We start from the raw sequence: 25445 nt of genomic DNA, 5'->3' as shown, positions 1-25445 counted from the left end.
GTAGTCATGCTCCGTTCTCTGCGCCTCGCTGCCTTTCTCGGCGGTCTCATTCTGAGTGCGTCCGCCCTGGCAGTCGATGTCGACGCCGCCAGCTATGGCTACCCGTTGACCAACCCGTTTGAAGCGACCATCGCCACCACGCCGCCGGCGCTGCGACCGAAACTGCCCGACGACGACAAGATCAATCAGTCCGACTACAGCCTCAAGCTGCGCCCCGAGCGCGACTTCATCCTCCCGGACAATTTCTGGGCGGTGAAGAAACTCACCTACCGCCTGGCCCAGCAGGATCACCCCGCGCCCCTGATCTTCCTGATCTCCGGCACCGGCGCGCGCTATGACAGCAGCATCAACGAGTACCTGAAGAAGCTCTACTACCAGGCCGGCTACCATGTCGTGCAGTTGTCCTCGCCCACCAGCTTCGACTTCATGAGCGCCGCCTCACGCTTTGCCACCCCCGGCATCAGCCAGGAAGACGCCGAGGACATGTACCGGGTGATGCAGGCGGTGCGCGCCCAGCAACCGAAACTGCCGGTGACCGAGTACTACCTCACCGGCTACAGCCTCGGCGCCCTCGACGCGGCCTTTGTCAGCAAGCTGGATGAGACCCGGCGCAGCTTCAACTTCAAGAAAGTCCTGCTGCTCAACCCGCCGGTCAACCTCTACACCTCGATCACCAACCTCGACAAGCTGGTGCAGACCGAGGTCAAGGGCATCAACAACAGCACCACCTTCTACGAGCTGGTGCTGGCCAAGCTGACCCGCTACTTCCAGCAGAAGGGCTACATCGACCTCAACGACGCCCTGCTCTACGACTTCCAGCAGTCCAGGCAACACCTGACCAACGAACAGATGGCCATGCTGATCGGCACCACCTTCCGTTTTTCGGCGGCGGACATCGCCTTTACCTCGGACCTGATCAACCGCCGCGGCCTGATTACACCGCCCAAGTACCCGATCAGCGAAGGCACCAGCCTGACGCCGATGTTCAAGCGCGCCCTGCAGTGTGACTTCGACTGCTACCTGACCGAACAGGTGATCCCGATGTGGCGCGCCCGCAGCGACGGCGGCAGCCTGCTGCAACTGATCGACCAGGTCAGCCTCTACGCCCTCAAGGACTACCTGCACAACAGCCCGAAAATCGCCGTGATGCACAACGCCGACGACGTGATCCTCGGCCCTGGCGACCTCGGTTTTCTGCGCAGCACCTTTGGCGATCGCCTGACGGTCTACCCCCATGGCGGCCACTGCGGCAACCTCAATTACCGCGTCAACGCCGACGCCATGCTGGAGTTCTTCCGTGGCTAAATCTCTCCTGCTGATCGCTGCGTTACTCTGTGCAACCCCTGCCCTGGCCGACAACAGCAAGGCCCACGATCAAGTGGCGCCGGACCCGGACGGTTTCACCGAGCCGTTGAAAAAGCTCAAGTTCAATCCGGGCCTGGACCAGCGTGAATTCGAACGCTCGACCCTCACCGCCCTGAGCGTCTACGACCCGCTGGAGTCCTGGAACCGCCGGGTCTATCACTTCAACTATCGCTTCGACGAGTGGGTGTTCCTGCCGGCGGTCGATGGCTACCGCTACGTCACGCCAACCTTCCTGCGCGAGGGCGTGAGCCACTTTTTCAGTAACCTGGGGGATGTCTCCAACCTGCTCAACAGCCTGTTCCAGTTCAAGGGCAAGCGGGCACTGGAAACCACCGGGCGCCTGCTGCTCAACACCACCATCGGCGTTGCCGGCCTGTGGGACCCGGCGACCAAGATGGGCCTGCCACGGCAGACCGAAGACTTCGGCCAGACCCTGGGCTTCTACGGTGTGCCGGGCGGCGCGTACCTGGTGCTGCCGTTCTTCGGACCGTCGAACCTGCGCGATACCAGTGGCCTGGTGTTCGACTTCGCCGCCGAATCGCAGATCAACTTCCTCAACGTCTCGCAGGTCAGTTCAAACCACCCGGAGATCTACCTGCTGGAAGCCATCGACAAGCGCTACACCACCAGCTTCCGTTATGGCCAGTTGAACTCACCGTTCGAATACGAGAAAGTCCGCTACGTGTACACCGAGGCGCGCAAGTTGCAGATTGCCGAATAACCCCGGACCTTGCAGGGCCTGTCCGGGATATTAAAGACAAACAGATCTGACAAGGACATACACATGTACCACCTGATCGCCACCGACCTGGACGGCACCCTGCTGTTACCGGATGACAGCATCGGCGACTATTCCCACAGGGTACTCCAGCGCCTGCTGGACGCCGGCAAACAGGTGGTCATTGCCACCGGGCGCAGCCAGCCCGATGTCGAGGCGATCCTGCGGCCCTACAACCTGCCGGTTCACCTGATCACCGCCAACGGCGCGCGGATCAGCAGTGCCTGCAAGACCCTGCAAGCCAGCGAGCATCTGCCACCGCAGGCGGTGCGCGCACTGCTCGACGCCACCCGGCACGACCCTGACCTGGTGACCAACCTGTATGGCCAGTCCCGCTGGTTCACCAATGCCGATAGCCAGTTGCTCGCCAGATTCATGCTGAACGAAGGCTTTCCCCCCACGGTCGTGACGGGCGATGAGTTCCCCATCGAGGCGGTGGAGAAAGTCTTCTTTATCCACAAGGACAAGGACCATGAGGCCCTGGCCATTCTGGATGAACAGCTCAAATCCCTGGTGGGCGATCAGGTGCATAGCACCTTTTCCTCGCCTTTCTGCCTGGAAATGATGGCCAGCAGCGTGTCCAAGGGCAGTGCCCTGAAGAAGCTCGCGGACTTCCTGCAAGTGCCACTGAGTGAGTGCATCGCGTTCGGCGACGGGATGAACGATGTGGAAATGCTCTCGAGCATCGGCAAGGGCCTGGTGATGGGCACGGCCCACGCCAAGGTGTTCCAGGCCCTGCCCGGGCATGAAACCCTGGGCAGTTGCAGCGAGGAGTCGGTGGCCCGTTATCTGGCAGCGAACCTGCTGGCACCGTAACCAACCGGCTGCAAAAGCCCACGTCTTGTCACAGGTCCCTGTAGGAGCTGGCTTGCCAGCGATGAGGCCCTTGAGCCTTGCATTGCCCTTGCTGACGCCATCGCCAGCAAGCCGGCTCCTACAGAACCGCATTTCACCGCAAAAGTATCGTGCGACCCCAGTTCCCTGTAGGAGCTGGCTTGCCAGCGATGAGGCCCTTGAGCCCTGCATTGCCCTTGCTGACGCCATCGCCAGCAAGCCGGCGCCTACAGAACCGCGTTTCACCGCAAAAGTATCGTGCTGCCCCAGTTCCCTGTAGGAGCTGGCTTGCCAGCGATGAGGCCCTCGAGCCCTGCATTGCTCTTGCTGACGCCATCGCCAGCAAGCCGGCTCCTACAGAACCGCATTTCACCGCAAAAGTATCGTGCTGCCCCAGTTCCCTGTAGGAGCTGGCTTGCCAGCGATGAGGCCCTTGAGCCTTGCATTGCTCTTGCTGACGCCATCGCCAGCAAGCCGGCGCCTAGACCACCGACGCCGACTGCGCCACCCTCGAAACCTGCGGCAACCCGAGGAACCGGCACAACTCGTCACGCTTGGCCAGCGCATCACGACGCCCCAGCTCGATCAACTCGCTGCAATAAGACGCCTCGAACAGCAGATAGCTCAGTACCCCGGCACCACTGGTCCGGGTCGCCCCCGGCCCACGCAGGAAAAAGCGCAACGCCGGCGGCAATTCATGGCGATGGCGCGCGGCAATTTCATCGATCGGCTGGCTCGGCGCGATCACCAGCACATCCACCGGCGCCAGACCCAGGCTGCGCGGTTGTGGCGGCAACAGCCGGCTGCACTGATTCAAGCGCTGCAACAGCTCGATATCGCTTTCCAGGCTGTCAATAAACGTACTGTTGAGCATATGCCCACCAATCTGCGCCAGGCTCGGCTGCTGCCCGCTATAGGTACGCTCGGTGGCGGTGTCGATACCCCGCGGGTTGCCGCTGACCCCCACCACCAGCACCCGGGTAGCGCCCAGATGCAGCGCCGGACTGATCGGTGCCGACTGGCGCACCGCACCATCACCGAAATACTCCTGACCCAGCTTGACCGGGGCAAACAGCAGCGGGATCGCTGAACTCGCCAGCAAGTGCTCAACCGTCAGTTGGGTCGGCATACCCACCCGACGATGGCGCAACCAGGAATCAATGGCGCCCTTGCCCTGATAAAAGGTCACCGCCTGGCCCGACTCATAACCAAACGCGGTCACCGCCACCGCATGCAGTTGCTGCTGCTCGATGGCGTGGTCGATACCCGGCAGGTGCAGCTTTTCATTGAGCAGGTCGCGCAAGGGCGAACTGTCGAGCAACGCCACCGGCACCTGGGCGCCCATGCCCAGCAGGCTGCGGCCGAAGAATCGTCCGGCCTGACGCATCACGCCCGGCCAGTCGCTACGCAACACCAGGTGACTGTGAAAGCCCTGCCAGAATGCCGTCAGACGTTCGATCGCCGCCACGAAGTCCACCGCCCCACTGGCCAGACTGACCGCATTGATCGCCCCGGCCGAAGTCCCGACGATCACCGGAAAAGGGTTGGCCGCCCCTTCGGGCAACAGCTCGGCAATCCCCGCCAACACACCCACCTGATAGGCGGCGCGTGCGCCACCTCCGGAGAGAATCAGACCGGTGACCGGTTCAGCTGGGCTCATCGCGACACTCCGTCAGTCAGGAAACATCCTGATACACCACCCCCGGTCCCCGCCGCAACACCCGGATGGTTTTATCGGCGTTTCGGGTAGAGTTTTGGCTCACCTGGTGGCCGGCTCTTGAAGCGGCGATGGGCCCAGAGATACTGCTCAGGACATTTGCGCAGCACCACTTCGACCCATTGGTTGATCCGCAGGCAGTCGGCCTCCTCGGTTTCTCCCGGGAAGTCAGTCAGCGGCGGATGAATCACCAGCCGATAACCCCTGCCATCCGCCAGGCGTTCCTGGGTAAACGGCACCACCAGCGCCTTGCCCAAGCGGGCGAACTTGCTGGTGGCGGTCACGGTCGCCGCCTGGATACCGAACAACGGCACGAACACGCTCTGCTTGATCCCGTAGTCCTGGTCCGGTGCATACCAGATCGCCCGACCGGCGCGCAGCAACTTGAGCATGCCGCGCACATCGTCGCGCTCCACCGCCAGGGAATCGAGGTTGTGCCGTTCACGGCCACGGCGCTGGATAAAATCGAACAGCGCATTGCTGTGTTCACGGTACATACCGTCAATGGTGTGCCGCTGGCCGAGCAGGGCCGCGCCGATTTCCAGGGTGGTGAAATGCAGGGCCATGAGGATCACGCCCTTGCCTTCGCGCTGGGCGTTTTGCAGGTGTTCGAGCCCTTCGATATGGGCCAGTCGTGCCAGGCGTGGCTTGGGCCACCACCAGCTCATGGCCATTTCGAAGAAAGCGATCCCGGTGGACGCAAGATTTTTCCTCAGCAACTGGTCACGCTCGGCGTCGGACAACGCCGGAAAGCACAACTTCAAATTCAGAGCGGCAATCGTCCGTCGGTCGGCGGAAACCCGATACATCACCGCACCGAGGAAACGCCCCAGCCACAGCAGGCAGCCATAGGGCAGTTGGACAATCAGCCACAGCAATCCCAACCCCAGCCATAACAGCCAGTAACGGGGATGAAGAAAAGCAGCTCGAAAACGCGGGCGATCCATGGGTGATTCCGGACAGACAACAGGGCCGCGCATTCTACAACGGTTCGCGGCGGCTTGCGGCCTGCGGGCGTTCTCGTTATAAGTCTCGGCACTTTTAGTGACAAGCTGCGTTATCCCGACCATGAGCCAAACCGAACTGCTAGACCAGGATCCCGTGTTCCAGCTGAAGGGCAGCATGCTCGCCATCACGGTGCTGGAGCTGGCGCAGAACAACCTCGACGCCCTCGACCGGCAATTGGCGGCCAAAGTCGCCCAGGCCCCGAACTTTTTCAGCAACACGCCATTGGTGCTGGCACTGGACAAACTGCCGGACGGCCAGGGCGCCATCGACCTGCCCGGGCTGATGCGCGTCTGCCGCCAACACGGCCTGCGCACCCTGGCCATCCGTGCCAACCGCATCGAAGACATTGCCGCGGCGATTGCCATTGACCTGCCGGTGCTGCCGCCGTCCGGCGCCCGCGAACGGCCGGTCGATCCGACCGAAGGCCTGGAAAAGAAAAAACCGGAAAAACCACCAGAGCCTACTATCAAACCGACGAAGATCATCACCTCGCCGGTACGTGGCGGCCAACAGGTCTACGCCCAGGGTGGCGACCTGGTGGTGATCGCCTCCGTCAGCCCCGGCGCGGAACTTCTGGCCGATGGCAATATCCATGTTTATGGCCCCATGCGCGGTCGCGCCCTGGCCGGCATCAAGGGGGATACCAAGGCACGGATTTTCTGCCAACAGTTGAGCGCCGAGCTGGTCTCGATCGCCGGCCAATACAAGGTTTCCGAGGATTTGCGCCGCGATCCATTGTGGGGCGCCGGTGTTCAAGTCAGCTTGTCCGGTGACGTGTTGAACATCATCCGGCTTTAACGGATACTTGCCGCCATTTCCAAAATGTCGCCTTTTCGTAGCGAAAACAGCTCGAACAGCGTGGGAAATCGCGAAAGGTAAGAATAACCCGGGGCACTTCAGACTTTTCCTCGATTTCCAACCGACGCTACACGACTACAGTTATTTTTTAGTGACGTTCTTCAGGGGCTGAAAGTCCTTTATTCCTTAGGGGTGATACACCTTGGCCAAGATTCTCGTGGTTACATCCGGCAAGGGTGGTGTGGGTAAGACCACCACCAGCGCCGCCATCGGTACCGGCCTCGCGCTACGCGGCCACAAGACAGTGATCGTCGACTTCGACGTCGGCCTGCGTAACCTCGACCTGATCATGGGCTGCGAGCGTCGCGTTGTGTATGATTTCGTCAACGTCGTCCAGGGCGAAGCCAACCTGCAACAAGCCCTGATCAAAGACAAGCGCCTGGAAAACCTCTACGTGCTGGCCGCCAGCCAGACCCGGGACAAGGACGCGCTGACCAAGGAAGGCGTGGAAAAAGTCCTGATGGCCCTCAAGGAAGACTTCGAGTTCGTCGTCTGCGACTCCCCGGCCGGTATCGAGACGGGCGCCCACCTGGCCATGTACTTCGCCGACGAAGCCATCGTCGTGACCAACCCCGAAGTGTCCTCGGTGCGTGACTCCGATCGTATGCTGGGCCTGCTGGCGAGCAAATCGCGCCGCGCCGAGAACAACGAAGATCCGATCAAGGAACACCTGCTGCTGACCCGCTACAACCCTGAGCGCGTCAGCAACGGCGAGATGCTTGGCGTCGAAGACGTCAAGGAAATCCTCGCGGTGACCTTGCTGGGCGTGATCCCTGAATCCCAGGCGGTGCTCAAGGCCTCCAACCAGGGCGTGCCGGTGATTCTCGACGACCAGAGCGATGCGGGCCAGGCCTACAGCGACGCGGTCGACCGCCTGCTGGGCAAGACCGTTGAACATCGGTTCCTCGATGTGAAGAAAAAAGGACTCTTCGAGCGCCTGTTTGGAGGCAACTAAGCAATGAACCTTTTTGACTTCTTTCGTGCCAACAAAAAAGTAAGCACCGCGTCGGTCGCGAAAGAGCGTCTGCAGATCATTGTGGCGCACGAACGCGGCCAACGCAGCACCCCGGATTACCTGCCGGCCTTGCAGAAGGAACTGGTGGAAGTCATCCGCAAGTACGTCAATATCGGATCCGACGACGTACACGTGGCGCTGGAAAACCAGGGCAGCTGTTCGATCCTGGAACTCAATATCACCCTGCCCGATCGTTGATCGATCCGGCGGGAGCCACGGCGGCCCGGTGATGTTCACGCTTGCTGTTGTGGGAGCCGGCTTGCTGGCGATAGGTTCAACACGGTTTATCAGGTAAACCGCGTCGATGCGATCGCCAGCAAGCCGGCTCCTACAGTCTGCGTGAATATCATCGGGTCGCCGTTGGCGTTTGTACGAGACTGTTTTAATGCCGCTGTCCAATATCCGCATCATCCATCAGGACGCCGCCGTACTGGTGGTGAACAAGCCGACCCTGTTGCTCTCCGTCCCTGGCCGGGCCGATGACAACAAGGACTGCCTGATTACCCGCCTGCAGGAAAACGGTTACCCCGAAGCCCGTATCGTCCACCGACTGGACTGGGAAACCTCGGGAATCATCCTGCTGGCCCGCGACCCGGACAGCCATCGTGAACTGTCGCGACAGTTCCACGACCGGGAAACCGAAAAAGCCTACACCGCACTCTGCTGGGGTCAACCGGAACTGGACAGCGGCAGCATCGACCTGCCCCTGCGCTACGACCCGCCGACCAAGCCGCGCCATGTGGTCGACCACGAATTCGGCAAACACGCGCTGACCTTCTGGAAAATCCTCGAGCGTTGCGGCGACTGGTGCCGCGTCGAACTGACCCCGATCACCGGACGCTCGCATCAATTGCGGGTGCACATGCTGTCCATCGGTCACCCGTTGCTCGGTGACGGCCTGTACGCCCATCCCCAGGCCCTGGCCGCCTGGCCACGGCTGTGCCTGCACGCCAGCATGCTGAGCTTCACCCACCCGCAAAGCGGCGAGCGTCTGCGCTTCGAGTGCCCGGCACCGTTCTGAGCCAATCCCAAAGCCCGCCCCTGTAGGAGCCGGCTTGCTGGCGAATCGCAAGAGCAACGCGGCCCGCCAGGCACACCGCGTTATCGTTCTTCGCCAGCAAGCCGGCTCCTACAAGAGGTGGGCGCTAGACCACAGGTCTCGCGCCCAACTGACGACCAATACGGTAAACTCCCGACATTGCTGTCTGGAGCTACTTATGCGCGAAGAGTTGAACCAAGGCCTGATCGACTTCCTCAAGGCCTCCCCTACCCCGTTCCATGCCACTTCCAGCCTGGTTCAGCGCCTGGAAGCGGCGGGTTACCAGCGCCTCGACGAGCGCGAAACCTGGCACACCGAAGCCAACGGTCGCTACTACGTCACCCGCAATGACTCTTCGATTGTCGCCATCAAGCTCGGTCGTGCCTCGCCGTTGCTGGGCGGCATCCGCCTGGTCGGCGCCCACACCGACAGCCCGTGCCTGCGGGTCAAGCCGCAACCGGAACTGCAACGCCAGGGTTTCTGGCAGCTGGGTGTCGAAGTCTACGGCGGCGCTCTGCTCGCTCCCTGGTTCGACCGCGACCTGTCCCTGGCCGGCCGCGTGACCTTCCGCCGCGACGGCAAGGTCGAGAGCCAGTTGATCGACTTCAAGCTGCCCATCGCCATCATCCCCAACCTGGCCATCCACCTCAATCGTGAGGCCAATCAGGGTTGGGCGATCAATGCGCAGAACGAGCTGCCGCCGATCCTGGCCCAGTTCGCCGGTGATGAACGAGTCGACTTCCGCGCCGTACTCACCGAACAACTGGCCCGCGAGCACGGCCTGAATGCCGACGTGGTGCTCGATTACGAGCTGAGCTTCTATGACACCCAGGCCGCCGCGGTCATCGGCCTGAACGGCGACTTTATCGCCGGTGCACGCCTGGACAACCTGCTGTCCTGCTACGCCGGCCTGCAAGCGTTGCTCACCGCCGACAGCGAAGAAACCTGCGTGCTGGTCTGCAACGACCACGAAGAAGTCGGTTCGTGCTCCGCCTGCGGCGCCGATGGCCCGATGCTCGAGCAGACCCTGCGGCGCTTGTTGCCGGAAGGCGATGAGTTCGTCCGGACCATCCAGAAATCCCTGCTGGTCTCGGCGGACAATGCCCACGGCGTGCACCCCAACTATGCCGAAAAGCACGACGTCAACCATGGTCCCAAGCTCAATGCCGGCCCGGTAATCAAGGTCAACAGCAACCAGCGTTACGCCACCAACAGCGAAACCGCCGGGTTCTTCCGTCACCTGTGCATGGCCGAGGAAGTCCCGGTGCAAAGCTTCGTGGTGCGCAGCGACATGGGTTGCGGCTCGACCATCGGCCCGATCACCGCCAGCCACCTGGGGGTGCGGACCGTGGACATCGGCCTGCCGACCTTCGCCATGCACTCGATCCGGGAACTGGCCGGCAGTCACGACCTGGCGCACCTGGTGAAAGTCTTGAGCGCGTTCTACGCCAGCCGCGAGTTGCCGTAAAACAGCACCCCAACGGCTGACGCCGCCCCTGTAGGAACAGCCGGTCGACGCTCGATTGCTCGCGATGGGGACCTTGAGGCTTGGGTCGTCCTCACGGGCCTCATCGCTGGCAAGCCAGCTCCTACAGGGGGCTGGGGCCGCACGATATTTGTGGTGAGACGCAATCCCGTGGGAGCCGGCTTGCTGGCGATGGCGTCAGTAAGAGCCATGCAAGGCTCAAGGGCCTCATCGCGAGCAAGCTCGCTCCTACAGGGGTTCCAGGTACAACCATCGCTTGCCGATCACATCCAGGCACCTGTTTAAAACCGACCTAGACTCAAGGTATCACCCTCTCTCAGGTCGTCGTCATGATCACGCCCTTCGCTTTCCACACCATGCTCATTCCCATCCTGGGCGGTATGCTGATGCTGGCCGTCGGGTTCAACTTTCGCGAGCGCAACGCCGGAGTCCTGCTGATCTGGCTCGGCATGCTGTTCATCCTTGGCACCGTGGTCTACAAGATCCTCGCCCAGCTGACCGATTAAATGCATTGCCTCCACGCCTGACGTACACTTCGTCGACTCGTATCGTCCATGGTTGACTGCCCAGTGTTTGCCCGCCTCTTCGCCTTGCCCGCCGTCTTGTTCATCTGCCTGCTGACCCTCCTGCCGCTGGCCGGCGCCAACGCGGCCGGTCTGCCGAGCCTGCTGGCCAGCGCGGAAAAAACCCAGCCGGCCCCCAGCGAACCCCTGGCGCAATCCCTCGATGAAGTGATCAAGAGCCTGGAAAACGACCAGCAACGCACCAAGCTGCTGACCGACCTGAAGCGGCTGCGCGACAGCACCAAAAAAGCCCAACCGGCCATCGAGGAAGGCGTGCTGGGGCTGATCGGCAGCACCCTCGCCGGTTTCGAAAAACAGTTTTCCGGTGACGACAGCCCGCTCAATCGCTGGTCGCAAGAGTTCGACCTGGCCAAGGGCGAACTGATCGACCTGATGCTGCCGGCCAGCGAATGGCTGCCGATGGTCTTCGCCTTCGCCCTGATCCTGGCACTCTGGAGCTTCCTCGCCTGGGCGATGATCTGGCTCGGGCGCCAGGTCCGGCTGCGCTTCGGCCTCAGCGAAGAACTGCCGCAACACCCGCGCACCGTCGACCTGCTGCGTTTCGCCCTGCGCAAACTCGGACCCTGGCTGATCGCCCTGATCATCACCGTGTACATGAGCTACGCCCTGCCCTCGTCCCTGGGCAAGAACCTGGCGATGGTGCTGGCCTATGCCCTGGTGATCGGCACCTGCTTCTCCGCCATCTGCGTGATCGCCTTCTCCGTGCTCGACGGCCAGCATCGCCATCAGGCCCTGTATATCCTCCGCCGCCGGGCGTTCCGACCGCTCTGGCTGATCGGCAGTTTCGCCGCCTTTGGCGAAGCACTCAGCGACCCACGGATGATCGCCAGCCTCGGCAGCCACCTGGCCCATACCGCCGCCACCTTCGCCAATGTCATGGCGGCGCTGTCCACCGGACTGTTCATCATGCGGTTCCGCCGGCCCATCGCCCACCTGATCCGTAACCAGCCGCTGTCCCGGCGCCTGAACCGTCGCGCCCTGAACGACACCCTGTCGATTCTCGGCACCTTCTGGTTTGTCCCGGCGCTGATTCTGGTGGCAATCTCGCTGTTCGCCACCTTCATCTCCGCCGGCGACACCAGCACCGCCCTGCGCCAGTCGCTGATCTGCACCGTGCTGGTGGTGTTGTGCATGGTGATCAACGGCCTGGTTCGGCGTCACGCCCTCAAGCCCCATCGCGGCCACAAACGCCATGCGCTGTACTCCGAACGCCTGACCAACTTCGGCTACACCCTGGTGCACCTGGCGGTGTGGCTGGTATTTATCGAATTGGGCCTGCGGGTCTGGGGCATGTCGCTGATCCGCTTCACCGAGGGCGAGGGGCATGAGGTCAGCGTCAGGCTGTTCAGCCTGGGCGGCACGTTGATCTTCGCCTGGCTGGTGTGGATTCTCAGCGACACCGCCGTGCACCACGCCCTGACCCGCTCACGCAAAGGCCTGGCGAATGCCCGGGCGCAGACCATGATGCCGCTGATCCGCAACGTGCTGTTCGTGGCGATCTTCATCATTGCGCTGATCGTCGCCCTGGCGAACATGGGCATGAACGTCACGCCGCTGCTGGCGGGTGCCGGTGTGATCGGCCTGGCCATCGGTTTCGGTGCGCAGTCGCTGGTGGCGGACCTGATCACCGGCCTGTTCATCATCATCGAGGATTCCCTGGCCATCGACGACTACGTTGATGTCGGTGGTCACCTGGGCACGGTGGAAGGGTTGACCATCCGCACGGTGCGCTTGCGGGATATCGACGGGATCGTGCACACCATTCCGTTCAGCGAGATCAAGAGCATCAAGAACTACTCGCGGGAGTTCGGCTACGCGATCTTCCGGGTGGCGATTCCGTACAACATGGCCATCGACAGCGCGATCAAGCTGATGCGCGATGTCGGCCAGAAGATGCGCACCGACCCGTTGCAGCGACGCAATATCTGGTCGCCGCTGGAGATCCAGGGGGTGGAGAGTTTCGAGTCCGGCAGCGCGATCCTGCGCGCTCGGTTCAAGACCGCGCCGATCAAGCAGTGGGAGGTATCACGGGCGTTCAACCTGGCGCTGAAACGGACCATGGACGAGGCCGGCCTGGACTTGGCGACGCCGCGTTTGAGTGTGCAGGTGGTGACGGCGGGCGGTGGCCCGGAAACAGAGCAAACCGGTTCCTAAGCCAGACCACAACTCTGTGGCCAAGCCCAACTTTGTGGCGAGGGGGCTTGCCCCCGTTCGGCTGCGCAGCAGCCGCAAAACCGGCCATTTCGATCTGCCTGATACACCGCGTTCTCTGGTTTCGGGGGCGCTTCGCACCCCAGCGCGGGCAAGCCCGCTCGCCACGGGACCGTTAAACGACATCGACCCCGACATGAATCGCATCATGTCGCCAGAACTCCAGATCACAGTCGATCAGCCGTTCATGCTGGTCATAGTTGACCCGGGCAATCCGCAACCCCGGGCTCCCCACCGAGACCCGCAACGCCGCAGCCGCCTCGACCTGCAATGAGGTCGGCACGATCTCGAACCTGACCCGCCCGTAATGCAGGTCGTAATGCCGGGCATACAGCTCGGTGATCGACTGGTTCAGGTCAAACCCCAGAATCCCCGGGAAATACTGCGGATTCAGGTAATGCTCGACATACAGCACCAGCCGCTCATCAATCCGCCGCGCCCGGCAGATCTGGATCACGCTGGACAACGCCGGCAACTGCAACCAGTCACACACCGCCGCCGACGCCGGCTGCAAACGCGCCGAAATCACCTGGGTCGACGGCACTCGCCCCTGGGCACTGACCATCGCGTGAAAGTGGCTACGCTGCATCAGGTTGTAGGCCAGGCGCGGCGGCGAAATAAACCAGCCACGGCGCTCCTCGCGATAAATCAGCCCCTGGGCTTCCAGCTGCAACAAAGCCTCACGCACGGTAATCCGGGTGGTACCGAACAACTCACTGAGTTTGCGCTCGGCGGGCAATTTGCTACCCGGTGGCAGCAGGCCGTGACCAATCTGCTCATGCAGGGCCTGACCGATAGCTTTCACCGCCTTGGGTGCCTCTTCGCGCATCAATGTTACCTATCTGGACTAGACCAGCACTGTTTGAGGGCACAACCGCGCAAGATCGCGGTCTCCAGTTGTAGCGCTCAGCCTAGGCAATGCAGATGACTGATATGTGACAATGCGACGAAACGGTGCACATGGACGGTCGTTCCACAAAGATAAACTCCTTTAATATCAGCTAATTAACTATGGTCTACGCTTATCCCAGTGGACATGAGCACCACCGACAAAAACCCTTGCAGGACTGATGCCGACATCAAAGTGTCATCCAGCAAGCTTAAATTGGCTCAGGTATTGCTGACCTAGACCAATAACGTTCCAAACCACCGCACTACTTTTTATAAAAACCGCCGCGTTGAAAACGCCCAAAGGAGCTTCGGATGAAACAGCTTTTCCTGGCATCACTGTTAGGCTCGACCATTGCCCTGTGCACCTCCGCCATGGCTGCCGGCACCGATTTGAAAGCACTGGAAACCGCCGCCAAACAAGAAGGCACCGTGAACAGCGTCGGCATGCCCGATGACTGGGCGAACTGGGCCGGCACCTGGAAAGACCTGAGCGACAAGTACGGCCTCAAGCACATCGACACCGACATGAGCTCGGCCCAGGAAGTGGCCAAGTTCGCCGCCGAGAAAGACAACGCCAGCGCCGACATCGGCGACGTCGGTGCCGCTTTCGGCCCGATCGCGGTCAAGCAGGGCGTGACCCAACCGTACAAGCCAAGCACCTGGGAACAGGTTCCGGCCTGGGCGAAGGACAAGGACGGCAACTGGGCACTGGCCTACACCGGCACCATCGCTTTCATCGTCAACAAGAAGCTGCTGCACGGTTCCGACGCACCGAAAAGCTGGGCTGACCTCAAGACCGGCAAATACAAAGTATCGATCGGTGACGTGAGCACCGCTGCCCAGGCCGCCAACGGCGTACTGGCCGCTGCCCTGGCCAATGGGGGTGACGAGAAGAACATCCAGCCCGCGCTGCTGATGTTTGCCGAGATCGCCAAGCAAGGTCGCCTGTCGCTCGCCAACCCGACCATCGCCACCATGGAAAAAGGCGAAGTCGAAGTCGGTGTGGTCTGGGACTTCAACGGCCTGAGCTACAAGGCCAAGATGGCCAACCCGGATGACTACGTGGTGCTGATCCCATCGGACGGTTCGGTGATTTCCGGCTACACCACCATCATCAACAAATACGCCAAGCACCCGAACGCGGCCAAGCTGGCGCGTGAGTACATCTTCAGCGATGCTGGCCAGACCAACCTGGCGCGTGGTAACGCACGTCCGATCCGTGCCGAGCACCTGACCCTGCCGGAAGACGTGAAAGCCAAGCTGCTACCGAACGAGCAGTACAAGAAGGTCACGCCGATCAAAGACGCCGATGCATGGGAGAAAACTTCCAAGGCGCTGCCGCAGAAGTGGCAGGAAGAAGTCATCATCAACATGCAATAACTCTGGTAGGAGCCGGCTTGCTGGCGATCGCATCGACGCGGTTTACCTGATAAACCGTGTTGACCGTATCGCCAGCAAGCCGGCCCCCACGGATTCGGTAGCTCCCTGTAGGAGCGAGCTTGCTCGCGATGGTAGTCCAGGCACCGCTGGGGATCAGACACCCCGCGTTATCGTTGACGCCCATCGCGAGCAAGCTCGCTCCTACAAGGGTTGGTGTTCCCCCTTTTTGACGAGGCCCAGCTTATGCAGCACAACGTTATCCTGGTCGTGCTCGATGGCCTGAACTACGAGGTCGCCCAGCACGCCATGGGCCATCTCCAGGCTTACGCAGGCGCAGGACGCGCGGCGCTGTACAAACTGGAATGCGAGTTGCCCTCGCTCTCAAGACCGCTCTACGAATGCATTCTTACCGGTGTGGCTCCGATCCAGAGCGGCATCGTGCACAACCACGTCTCGCGCCGGTCCAACCAGCGCAGCGTGTTCCACTACGCCCGCGACGCCGGCCTGACCACCGCCGCGGCGGCCTATCACTGGGTCAGCGAACTCTACAACCGCACGCCCTTCGTCGCCGCCCGCGACCGCCACACCCAAGATGAAAACCTGGCGATCCAGCACGGCCACTTCTACTGGGTCGACCACTACCCCGATTCCCATCTGTTCGCCGATGCCGAAAGCCTGCGCCTGCAACACACGCCGAACTTCCTGCTGGTGCACCCGATGAACATCGACGACGCCGGCCACAAACACGGCCTCGACACGGCGCAATACCGCAACAGCGCCCGCACCGCCGACATCATCCTGGCCGACTACCTGCAAGGCTGGCTCGACGCCGGCTACCAGGTGCTGGTGACCGCCGACCACGGCATGAACAACGATCGCTCGCACAACGGCCTGCTGGCCTGCGAGCGCGAAGTGCCGTTGTTCGTCCTCGGCGATGCCTTCAGTTTCAATCCCGACGCCACGCCCCAACAGACGCAGCTCTGCGGCACGATCTGCGAACTGCTGGGCGTTCCCCATGACAAACCTGTATGCCGGGAGTTGTTGAAGTGAATTCACTCACCCGTGGCAAAGGGCTCGCCCTGCTCTGCCTGGCGCCCTTTGCCCTGTTCTTTATCGTGTTCGAGATCGCGCCGCTGGTGTGGGTGCTGATCAACAGCCTGCAGTCCGAAGACGACGGCTGGGGCCTGGCCAACTTCAGCAAGATCTTCAGTTCGAAGTTCTACCTGCAGGCGATCCAGTACAGCCTGGAAATCAGTTTCTGGTCCAGCGTGTTCGGCATGCTCATCGCGGTGCTCGGCGCCTACTCCCTGCGCCGGGTCGATTCGCGCCTGCGGGATTTCGTCAACGCCTTCGCCAACATGACCAGCAACTTCGCCGGTGTGCCCCTGGCCTTCGCGTTCATCATCCTGCTGGGCTTCAACGGCACCATCACCATCATGCTGAAGCAGGCCGGGATCATTCAGGATTTCAACCTGTACTCGAAAACCGGCCTGATCATTCTCTACACCTACTTCCAGATTCCCCTGGGCGTGCTGCTGCTCTACCCGGCCTTCGACGCCCTGCGCGAAGACTGGCGTGAATCCGCCGCGCTGCTCGGTGCCGGCGGCTGGCAGTTCTGGCGGCATATCGGCCTGCCGGTGCTGACCCCGGCGCTGCTGGGCACCTTCGTGATCCTGCTGGCCAACGCCCTCGGCGCCTACGCCACGGTGTATGCCCTGACCACCGGCAACTTCAACGTGTTGCCGATCCGTATCGCCGCCATGGTCTCCGGCGACATCAGCCTCGACCCGAACATGGCCAGCGCCCTGGCCGTGGTGCTGGTGGGCTTGATGACCTTCGTGACCGTGATCCATCAGTGGCTGTTGAAGAGGAGCTACCATGTCGCGCGCTGAACCCGGCTCCGCCGCCCTGTACCACCGCGTGGTGGTCTACCTGCTGTTCGCCATCCTGCTGCTGCCGCTGCTGGGTACCTTCGTCTACTCGATTGCCAGCAGTTGGTCGGCGACCATCCTGCCCGCCGGTTTCACCTTCAAGTGGTACCTGCAACTGTGGAGCGACCCGCGCTTTCTCAATGCCTTCGGCCAGTCGCTGATCGTCTGCGTCGGTGCCCTGATGCTGTCGGTGGTGCTGATCCTGCCGCTGCTGTTCGTGGTGCACTACCACTTCCCCAAGCTCGACGCGCTGATGAACATCCTCATCCTGCTGCCCTTCGCGGTACCGCCGGTGGTGTCTTCGGTAGGGCTGTTGCAGCTGTACGGCTCCGGGCCGTTCGCCATGGTCGGCACGCCCTGGATCCTGATCGGTTGCTACTTCACCGTGGCGTTGCCGTTCATGTACCGGGCCATCACCAACAATCTGCAAGCGATCAACCTGCCCGACCTGATGGACGCCGCCCACCTGCTCGGCGCCAGCACCTGGCAGGCGGCCTTCCTGGTGGTGCTGCCGAACCTGCGCAAGGGCTTGATGGTCGCGTTGCTGCTGTCGTTCTCCTTCCTGTTCGGCGAGTTCGTGTTCGCCAACATCCTGGTGGGCACCCGCTATGAAACCCTGCAGGTGTACCTGAACAACATGCGCAACAGCAGCGGTCACTTCACCAGTGCCCTGGTGATTTCTTATTTCCTCTTCGTGCTGGTACTGACGTGGGTCGCCAACCGATTGAACAAGGACAAAAGCCAATGAGCTTCGTCAGCGTCGAACAACTGCAAAAGACCTACGCCGGCACGCCGGTGTTCAGCAACATCAACTGCACCATCGCCAAGGGCGAGTTCGTCACCCTGCTCGGCCCGTCCGGTTGCGGCAAGTCCACGCTGCTGCGTTGCATCGCCGGCCTGACCCCGGTGGACAGCGGCAAGATCCTCCTCGACGGCCAGGACATCGTGCCGCTGAACCCGCAGAAGCGCGGGATCGGCATGGTCTTCCAGAGCTACGCGCTGTTTCCCAACATGACCGTGGAACAGAACGTCGCCTTCGGCCTGAAGATGCAGAAGGTCAATGCCGACGACAGCCACAAGCGCGTGATCGAAGCCCTCAGGCTGGTGGAGTTGCACGACTTCGCCGCGCGCTACCCGCATCAGTTGTCCGGCGGCCAATGCCAGCGCGTGGCCCTGGCCCGCTCACTGGTCACCCGCCCGCGCCTGCTGCTGCTCGATGAGCCGCTGTCGGCCCTGGATGCGCGGATTCGCAAACACCTGCGCGAGCAGATCCGGGCGATCCAGCGTGAGTTGGGCCTGACCACCATTTTCGTCACCCACGACCAGGAAGAAGCCCTGACCATGAGTGACCGGATCTTCCTGATGAACCAGGGCAAGATCGTCCAGAGCGGCGACGCCGAATCCCTCTACACCGCGCCGGTGGACGTGTTTGCCGCCGGTTTTATCGGCAACTACAACCTGCTCGATGCCGACGCGGCCAGCCGCCTGTTGCAGCGGCCGATCCACGGCCGTATCGCCATCCGCCCGGAAGCCATCGAACTGGGTACCGAAGGCGAGCTGGACGCGCTGATCCGCGGCCACAGCCTGCTGGGCAACGTGATTCGCTATCGGGTCGAGGCCCGAGGCGTGGAACTGGTGGTGGACGTGCTCAACCGCTCGGCCGCCGACCTGCATCCCGAAGGCCGGCGTTTGTCGCTGTCTATCGATCCGAGTGCGCTATGTGAGGTAGCCTGATGTCCTTAGAGCGTTTGAAGAGAGAACAGTACTGATGGCCTTGGCAATTTTTGATCTGGACGACACCCTGATCCACGGTGACTGCGCCACGCTCTGGAGCGAGCAGATGGTTCGCCTGGGTTGGGTCGACCCGGAGACGTTCATGCAGCGCAACAACGAGCTGATGGACGCCTACGGCAAGGGCGAACTGGCCATGGAAGACTACATGCTGTTCAGCCTGGAGCCGATGGCCGGGCGCACCCCGGAAGAAATCGCCCACCTGGTGGAGCCCTGGGTCGAGGACATCATCGAGCCGCTGATCTACAGCGACGCGTGCAAGGCCGTTGCCGCCCACCGTGCGGCGGGTGACCGGATCCTGGTGATCTCGGCATCCGGCATCCACCTGGTCAAGGCGATTGCCGAGCGCATCGGCATCGACGAAGTGCTGGGCATTGATCTGGACGTGCTGCACGGCGTCTACACCGGCCACACCACCGGCACCCTCACCTACCGCGAAGGCAAGATCGTGCGCTTGATGGAATGGCTGGATGCCGAAGGCGAGAACCTGGAAGGGGCGAGTTTCTACTCGGATTCACGCAATGATCTGCCGTTGCTGCTCAAGGTCGATCACCCCCATGTGGTGAACCCGGATCCGGTATTGCGCGCGCAGGCGGAAAAGGCCGGGTGGCCGGTTCACGCCTGGACCTGACATCCTGACGGACGCCAACAATGAAAGGGGAGCCAGGCTCCCCTTTCATTGATGATCACGCCTCTACGATGCATCAAGCTCACGGTATCAGACGGCTTTTACTCCGTAGCCATCTGCGTTTTCACTGGGATAGGGAGGAGTATCTCCCCAATCCATGATCGTGAACCTCACCAACGTAATCGGATTGATCACGTACTTCTTCCCTACTGGTGCACCGCCTGGATCGAGAATCCAATTTCGGAAACTACCCATGCCCATGTCATGGTTATAGTTCGTCCACAGGCCTCTCCATTCGCCTTCAGTCGGAACCCGGCAACCCTGGCTCTGAATCCAGGCCCGGCAGTCGCGGTAATTGCCCCTGTTGTATCCCGGCAAAAACATCTGAACATTCGACGCCCAAACGTTGAAAGCCGCCGTTTGACCGAGTGAATCCGATACCGTGATAGTGGAACCGGCCGAGCCTTTCGAGATAACACGCACTGTCGTTGCGTTAAACATAACCGCTTCAACAGCCGCCGGATTACTGGACGTACAGGTATAGGGTGGTGTTCCTCCTGACACGGCGCGGTACGCAAAGGCACCCGAGGGAGGATTCGGCGGAGTGGCGTCTTTCCTGTAGTGCGTCACACTCAGCGTGATATCACTGGGGTCGACCACCAACGGCACGTAGACATTGATACCCCAAAGATTCGACTCTTGATTATTGCCATAGAGCGCCTTGGTCTTGAATATGTGGGGGCCCAGGCCGAGCCCACTGACCGGCAGGGTCCAGTTGCCATTGCCGTCGACGTCGATCCGGCCCCTTGAGTCGGTACCCTCGAAGAGTTCCAACTGCATGCCCTTGGAGGCCGTGCCGCTCAGGGTGATGCTGGTCGAGGTGGTATAGCCACCCGTGGGGATTTCGGTACCGCCTGGGTCTTTGACCGAAGTGATCTCCGGTTGCACGCTGGCAACGACATTGATCTCCCAAACAGCAGACTCCGGATTATTGTCATAGAGCGCCTTGGCCTTGAAGGCGTGGGCGGTCAAGGCGAGTTGCGTCACCGCCAGGCTCCAGTCGCCGTTGCCACTGGCCTTGGCTGTCCCCTTCGAGGTGTTGCCGTCGAAGATTTCGACACTCTGGTTGTTCGCGGCCTTGCCGCTCAGGGTGAGGCTGGTTGAGACGGTGTACCCCCCGCTGATGATGGCGGTACCGTTGGGTTCCTTGACTGCGGTGATGGTCGGCGCTACTCCGCTTTCTACGGTCAGGGTGCGTACGTTCGAGTAGACGGTCGAGCTGTGATAGAGCGACTGGGCATACAGGCGCCGACCCCCTCTATCGACCGTGATCGTAAGTCTCCAGATGCCTGTCATGGTATCCGCAGTGGCCTGTCCCTTGGACTGCGCGGTACTGCCACTGCCCTCGAAAATCTCGACTTTCTGGCCTTTGCTGGCTTGGCCCGACAGTACCAATGTGGTGCTGGTGGTGGAGCCCTTGTCCGGGATTTCAGTGCCGCCAGGCTCCTGGACATTGTCGAGTGTCGGCGCCAGCAGTGCTGTCACGTCAAAGTCTTTTTCCAGCGAGTCGGGGACACCGCTGCCATAGAGCGCCCTGGCCTTGATGCGGTAGGCCTTGGGGCCCAGGCCTGCAAGGGGGGCGCTCCAGTTTATGCTGCCGGTTGGAATGGCTATCGGGTTGCCAATGTTGCTGCCAGCGTCCATGAGCTGTATCCGTTGACCACTGTTACCGGTGCCGGTGACGGTGACGCTGGTCTCGACGGTTATGTCGCCAACGACAGAGCCTCTGGAGTCACGGATATCGATAATGGTCGGGGCAACGGCAGCGGCGACAATAACGACCCAGGGGTCGGAGGTCAGGACACCGCCCACCGTCTTGGCAGTGAAGCTGTGAGTACCCTCGGTCATGGCAATCGACGCGCTGGTCCATATACGGCTGGGATTGACGTTGGCGATGCCTTTGGACTGGTTACCGTCGAAGATTTCCACCTGGGTATTGGCGGCGGCCGTGCCGTGCAGAATGACCGTGGTGTCGACGGTGTCACCACCGTTCGGTACATCGCCGGAAGGCGTTTCGGCCCGGCTGATAAAGGGTTTTACCTCGACCGCCACATTGACCACCCAGGGGTCGGAGATCAAGATACCGCCCACCGTCCTGGCGGTGAAGCTGTGGGTGCCGAGGCCCATGTCAATCGACGTGCTGGTCCATGTACTGCTGGCGTTGACGTCGACGATGCCTTTGGAGTCGGGGCCGTCGAAGATCTCCACCTGGGTATTGGCGGTGGCCGTACCGTGCAGAATGACGCTTCTGGCAGGGGTCTGACCACCGTTGGGCACATCCCCCAAGGGCGTTTGCGCCTGGTTGATCGCCGGCCTCACTTCAGTGGCGACAGTGATGACCCAGGGTGTGGAGGTCTGGGTACCGCCCACCGTCTTGGCGGTGAAGCTGTGAGTATCGGCGATCATGTCAATCGACGCGCTGTTCCAGTTACCGTTGGGGTCGACATCGGCGGTGCCTTTGGACGTGGTGCCGTCGAAGATCTCCACCTGGGTATTGCCGGTGGCCGTGCCGTAGAGAATAACGCGGGTTTCCACGGTGGTACCGCCATTCGGTACCTCGCCGGAGGGTGTCCGGGCCTGGGTGATCTGCGGTTTCACTTCGCTGGCGACCGTTATGATCCAGGGCGTGGAGACCAGGCTACCGCCCACCGTTCTGGCGGTGAAGCTGTGAGGTCCGGTGCCCATGTCAATCGATACACTGTTCCATGCACTGCTGGAATTGACGTCGAAGATGCCTTTGGAGTCGGCGCCATCGAAGATCTCCACCTGGGTATTGGCGGTGGCCGTGCCGTACAGGATGACGCTGGTTTCAACGGTGGTACCGCCATTCGCCACATCGCCGGAAGGCGCCTGGGCCTGGTTGATCTCCGGTTTAACTTCGGTGGCGACAATCAGGGTCCAGGGCGTCGAAACCAGGGTACCGCCCACCGTCCTGGCGGTGAAACTGTGGGTTCCGGTGCCCAAGTCAAGCGAGGCGCTGATCCATACTCTGCTGCCACTGACCTCGAAGATGCCTAGGGACTGGATATCGTCAAAGAGTTCCACCCGGGTATTGGCCGTGGCCGTGCCGTACAGAACGACGCTGGTTTGGACGGTGGTACCGCCATCCGGTACATCGCCGAAAGGCGTCCGGACCAGGGTGATCTCCGGTTTCACTTCAGTGGCGACAATGAGGGTCCAGGGCGCGGAGACCAGGGTACCGCCCACCGTCCTGGCGGTGAAGATGCGAGTGCCGGTGTCCATGTCAATCGACGCGCTGTTCCACGCACCATTGAGATCGACATCGAAAATCCCCTTGGAACTGGCGCCGTCCAGAATCTCGACCTGGGTATTGGCGGTGGCCTTGCCGTACAGAATGACGCGGGTTTCGACGGTGGTACCGCCGTTCGGTATCTCGCCGGAAGGTGTCCGGGACAGGTTGATCTGCGGTGCCACTTCGACGGCGACAGTGAAGGTTCGCACCCCGGAACTGGCGCCGCTGCCGTAGAGCGCGGTGGCCGTCATCGAGTGCAGGCCAAGGCCCAGATTCGGCATATCCAGGGTCCAGATGCCGTCATTGTTGGCGGTGACGGGCGCGCCCACGGGGTTCCCATCGTCATACACCTGAACCTGCAAGCCTTTGTTTGCATCACCACTGAGGATCACACGGGTTTGCACCGTGGTCCCCCCGTCGGCAATTTCGAAATCGCCGGGCTGGCCCTTTACCGACAGGATCGTCGGTACAATTTCCCGGGCGATCAACAGGTCCAGTACCCCCGAGTAGCGGTATTGACCGGTCGCAGCCAGCTTGAGGGTATAACGCACCTGAACCATGCGGTCGCGGTTGGCGATGATCAGCTCGCGCAACAGGGTGAAGCTGATCGGTTGCCCAGCCGTGACCGTGGTGATGGGCACCCAATCGCTGGCAGTGCCGCTGCCGGGGTTACCGTGCCAGTAGTACGTCAGGATATCGCCAGGGGTGGTGCCCAGGTAGTCCACCAGCAAGGTGGCGTTACCGGTGATCAGGTCCGGATCGAGGACATTGTCAGGGGCTTCGATCACCTTGGGCGGTGGCAGCTGTGCAACGATGCTGTTGACCTTGACTTCGAGGTGATCGGACTCCCTGACGTCATAGACCGCCGCGCTGTCGTTGGAGACATGGTAGTAGAGATCCAGAGTCCCCCCGTTCAGGGCCGCTATATGCTCGCCGTCGACCGCGAAGGTAATATCCGTTCCTTCCTCGTTCTCACTGACCGGATGCATGTCCTCATGCAAGTAAGGGACACCATTGGCCTTTTCACCCAGCCACACCAGCTGGATGAAATCCCCACTCTTCATGCCCGGATACGCATGAACCACCACCGTGGCGACGGGCAGATCCGGCATCAGGGTATCGCCGACGAGCTCGATGATGGAGGGCGCCGGCAGCAAGGACTCTTCGCCCACCACGCTGGCAAACGCATGCCGGGATGAGAGCGGCGGCGTACCGTCGGCTTTTCTCAAGATGTAGTAGACATCCCCCGCACCACCGGCGATGGCGCGGATTTCGCTGTTGGGAATTTTGAATTCATAGACGAAGGGCACGTTGTTGAGGAGTGTTGTCTGGGTGTTGATCAACGGCATGCCAACCACCGGCGTGCCGGTCCAGATCATTTCCAGCGTATCGTTCAAGACGAAGTCCGGCGCCTGCGCAACGATTTGTACCGTCACATCTTTCTTGCCCAGAGCGGCCAGGTCGATCACACCATTGGGTGCATCAGGAATAAAGGGCGCGGGTAGATACGCGGCCCCCGCGTCCACCTTCAGGTAGGTTCTCAGGGAATATTTTTCGGCATAGTTCCAGACTTCGTCGAACACCATGTAGTGCACCAGCAGGTTGGCACTGTCGCCGCCAGCCAGGATCGTGTCCTGCTCGACACGGATGAAAATCGAGTCGGTGCCGGCCGCTTCGCCCGGCGTGATCGTCCGGTAGACAAAAGTACTGCCCCAGGCCAGTTGCACGGTGTCCTGGGCCGCACGCCCCGGGTAATGCTGGATCTCGACGTCGAAGCCCAGCCTGGCCGACTCGGCGTCCACGCCGTCGCGGATGATGTTCGCAGGGGGCAGCGGCGCCTTGAGCTCCGAGTGGCCCGGATTGTTCGGCTCCCGGTCCTTGCCACCCGGTCGGTCGAGCTTGATGCGCAAACGAACCGGGTAGGACTCATCGTCGGGTTGGGTCGACCCCACACGGGTCAATTTGAAATGAAAGTCTTCACCCCAATCCGGGGTGATCCTGTCGTGGGGGAGCAACAGGAAAAGACGTTGGTCTTCCTCGCCGGCGAGGACATCCGCCTCGGCGATGATCGAACCGTCGAGATAGACATCGACATGATCGCCCGCCGCCTGCCCATTCCAGGGATCGATGATGCAGAGTGCGTCCTTGGCGACGTCATTCGGCAGAGGATTGAACACGATACTGCGATTGATCCCGAAATCGGCATCGGCGACCGGACTAACCCAGCTCGGAATGAAAAGCCCCCTGAGGGCAAGTGAAGTCTGGGAGTCGTCGATGGGAGGAAGCAGCAGGGGCATGAACCGGGTCATGGTCAACTCCATGGCGGCGTGGGTGGTGGTATTGATTGGATGCTCAAGTCATGGCTTTGCCTACTGTCAGAAATGACAGGTCGAACGCAATAGAGTGGCCGCCTGTCGGATAGCCATAAGCGTTCGGCACTACCGTGGGCCTGAGCCAGCACCCTCACCCAGCCCCGGAAGATCCGACCAACGGCCCCGTTTTTCCCCTCCGACCTGTCAGTTCTGACAGTAGGCAGCCTTCGTTTTCAGGCATTCAATAAGGACCAGTCCACCGATTCCCGACTGGAGTCTCGTCATGTCCCCCAAGAAGCCCCGC

General features: G+C 61.5%; 20 protein-coding genes. 16 read left to right on the top strand and 4 right to left on the bottom strand.

The features are described 5' to 3' along the window. Positions 1-6: 6 nt before the first annotated feature. The 3 genes from HX866_RS21825 to HX866_RS21815 all read left to right on the top strand — a co-directional run bounded on the left by HX866_RS21825 (position 7) and on the right by HX866_RS21815 (position 2959). Positions 7-1305, top strand: coding sequence for a serine/threonine protein kinase (locus HX866_RS21825; protein WP_177140405.1), 1299 nt, complete (start codon positions 7-9; stop codon positions 1303-1305). Then, positions 1298-2086 carry an MlaA family lipoprotein gene (locus HX866_RS21820; RefSeq protein WP_177105724.1) on the top strand — a complete coding sequence of 263 codons (789 nt, stop codon included), beginning with the start codon at positions 1298-1300 and terminating at the stop codon, positions 2084-2086. The genes HX866_RS21825 and HX866_RS21820 overlap by 8 nt, the downstream gene beginning before the upstream one ends. 63 nt (positions 2087-2149) lie before the next feature. Further along, positions 2150-2959 (top strand): Cof-type HAD-IIB family hydrolase, encoded by an 810-nt coding sequence (locus HX866_RS21815; protein WP_177140404.1) that lies wholly within the window; start codon positions 2150-2152, stop codon positions 2957-2959. Positions 2960-3458: 499 nt separating this feature from the next. Here HX866_RS21815 and HX866_RS21810 read toward each other — a convergent pair whose 3' ends face one another. Then, positions 3459-4637: a patatin-like phospholipase family protein gene (locus HX866_RS21810; RefSeq protein ID WP_177094436.1), complete on the bottom strand. Its 1179-nt coding sequence runs from the start codon at positions 4635-4637 to the stop codon at positions 3459-3461. 71 nt (positions 4638-4708) lie between these two features. Next, the gene (locus HX866_RS21805; RefSeq protein WP_177140403.1) at positions 4709-5641 is read right to left on the bottom strand and encodes a lipid A biosynthesis lauroyl acyltransferase; all 933 of its coding nucleotides are present in this window, start codon (positions 5639-5641) and stop codon (positions 4709-4711) included. Between the two features lie 121 nt (positions 5642-5762). Here HX866_RS21805 and minC point away from each other — a divergent pair, with 121 nt between their 5' ends. The 7 genes from minC to HX866_RS21770 all read left to right on the top strand — a co-directional run bounded on the left by minC (position 5763) and on the right by HX866_RS21770 (position 12838). Then, the gene (gene minC, locus HX866_RS21800; RefSeq protein WP_121133633.1) at positions 5763-6500 is read left to right on the top strand and encodes a septum site-determining protein MinC; all 738 of its coding nucleotides are present in this window, start codon (positions 5763-5765) and stop codon (positions 6498-6500) included. Positions 6501-6702: 202 nt separating this feature from the next. Beyond that, complete coding sequence (gene minD, locus HX866_RS21795; protein WP_177094432.1) at positions 6703-7515, top strand: septum site-determining protein MinD; 813 nt, start codon at positions 6703-6705, stop codon at positions 7513-7515. 3 nt (positions 7516-7518) lie between these two features. After that, positions 7519-7773: a cell division topological specificity factor MinE gene (gene minE / locus HX866_RS21790; protein ID WP_019693048.1), complete on the top strand. Its 255-nt coding sequence runs from the start codon at positions 7519-7521 to the stop codon at positions 7771-7773. Positions 7774-7960: 187 nt separating this feature from the next. Further along, positions 7961-8596, top strand: a complete 636-nt coding sequence (locus HX866_RS21785; protein WP_177105728.1) for an RluA family pseudouridine synthase — start codon at positions 7961-7963, stop codon at positions 8594-8596. A 196-nt stretch (positions 8597-8792) separates the two neighbouring features. Beyond that, the gene (locus tag HX866_RS21780; RefSeq protein WP_177094428.1) at positions 8793-10082 is read left to right on the top strand and encodes a M18 family aminopeptidase; all 1290 of its coding nucleotides are present in this window, start codon (positions 8793-8795) and stop codon (positions 10080-10082) included. 347 nt (positions 10083-10429) lie between these two features. Beyond that, positions 10430-10606 carry a hypothetical protein gene (locus HX866_RS21775; RefSeq protein WP_164886239.1) on the top strand — a complete coding sequence of 59 codons (177 nt, stop codon included), beginning with the start codon at positions 10430-10432 and terminating at the stop codon, positions 10604-10606. Positions 10607-10669: 63 nt separating this feature from the next. Continuing rightward, a complete protein-coding gene (locus HX866_RS21770; protein WP_177095300.1) occupies positions 10670-12838 on the top strand; it encodes a mechanosensitive ion channel family protein in 2169 nt (722 codons plus the stop codon). A gap of 172 nt (positions 12839-13010) precedes the next feature. On the opposite strand, the gene HX866_RS21765 is transcribed toward HX866_RS21770, so the two are convergent. After that, a complete protein-coding gene (locus tag HX866_RS21765; RefSeq protein WP_177094426.1) occupies positions 13011-13724 on the bottom strand; it encodes a UTRA domain-containing protein in 714 nt (237 codons plus the stop codon). A gap of 374 nt (positions 13725-14098) precedes the next feature. Between HX866_RS21765 and HX866_RS21760 the strand changes: the two genes are divergently transcribed. The 6 genes from HX866_RS21760 (at position 14099) to HX866_RS21735 (ending at position 19519) form a co-directional block, all read left to right on the top strand. Further along, on the top strand, positions 14099-15166 hold the full coding sequence (locus HX866_RS21760) for an ABC transporter substrate-binding protein (protein ID WP_177140402.1): 1068 nt from the start codon (positions 14099-14101) through the stop codon (positions 15164-15166). Positions 15167-15409: 243 nt separating this feature from the next. Beyond that, a complete protein-coding gene (locus HX866_RS21755; RefSeq protein ID WP_177140401.1) occupies positions 15410-16216 on the top strand; it encodes an alkaline phosphatase family protein in 807 nt (268 codons plus the stop codon). Beyond that, on the top strand, positions 16213-17058 hold the full coding sequence (locus HX866_RS21750; protein ID WP_371319276.1) for an ABC transporter permease: 846 nt from the start codon (positions 16213-16215) through the stop codon (positions 17056-17058). Before HX866_RS21755 ends, HX866_RS21750 begins: the two co-directional genes overlap by 4 nt. Continuing rightward, entirely contained in the window at positions 17045-17845 is an 801-nt protein-coding gene (locus HX866_RS21745; protein ID WP_177140399.1) for an ABC transporter permease, read from the top strand. The genes HX866_RS21750 and HX866_RS21745 overlap by 14 nt, the downstream gene beginning before the upstream one ends. Further along, a complete protein-coding gene (locus HX866_RS21740) occupies positions 17842-18831 on the top strand; it encodes an ABC transporter ATP-binding protein (protein ID WP_177094419.1) in 990 nt (329 codons plus the stop codon). The genes HX866_RS21745 and HX866_RS21740 overlap by 4 nt, the downstream gene beginning before the upstream one ends. 34 nt (positions 18832-18865) lie before the next feature. Beyond that, entirely contained in the window at positions 18866-19519 is a 654-nt protein-coding gene (locus HX866_RS21735; RefSeq protein WP_177140398.1) for an HAD family hydrolase, read from the top strand. Between the two features lie 87 nt (positions 19520-19606). Here HX866_RS21735 and HX866_RS21730 read toward each other — a convergent pair whose 3' ends face one another. Beyond that, positions 19607-25138, bottom strand: coding sequence for an Ig-like domain-containing protein (locus HX866_RS21730; RefSeq protein ID WP_177094417.1), 5532 nt, complete (start codon positions 25136-25138; stop codon positions 19607-19609). Positions 25139-25445: the final 307 nt, after the last annotated feature.

This window comes from Pseudomonas gingeri (genome assembly GCF_013386165.1).
GTDB classification, from domain to species: domain Bacteria; phylum Pseudomonadota; class Gammaproteobacteria; order Pseudomonadales; family Pseudomonadaceae; genus Aquipseudomonas; species Aquipseudomonas gingeri_C.
This window is presented reverse-complemented; position numbering and strand designations above follow the sequence as displayed.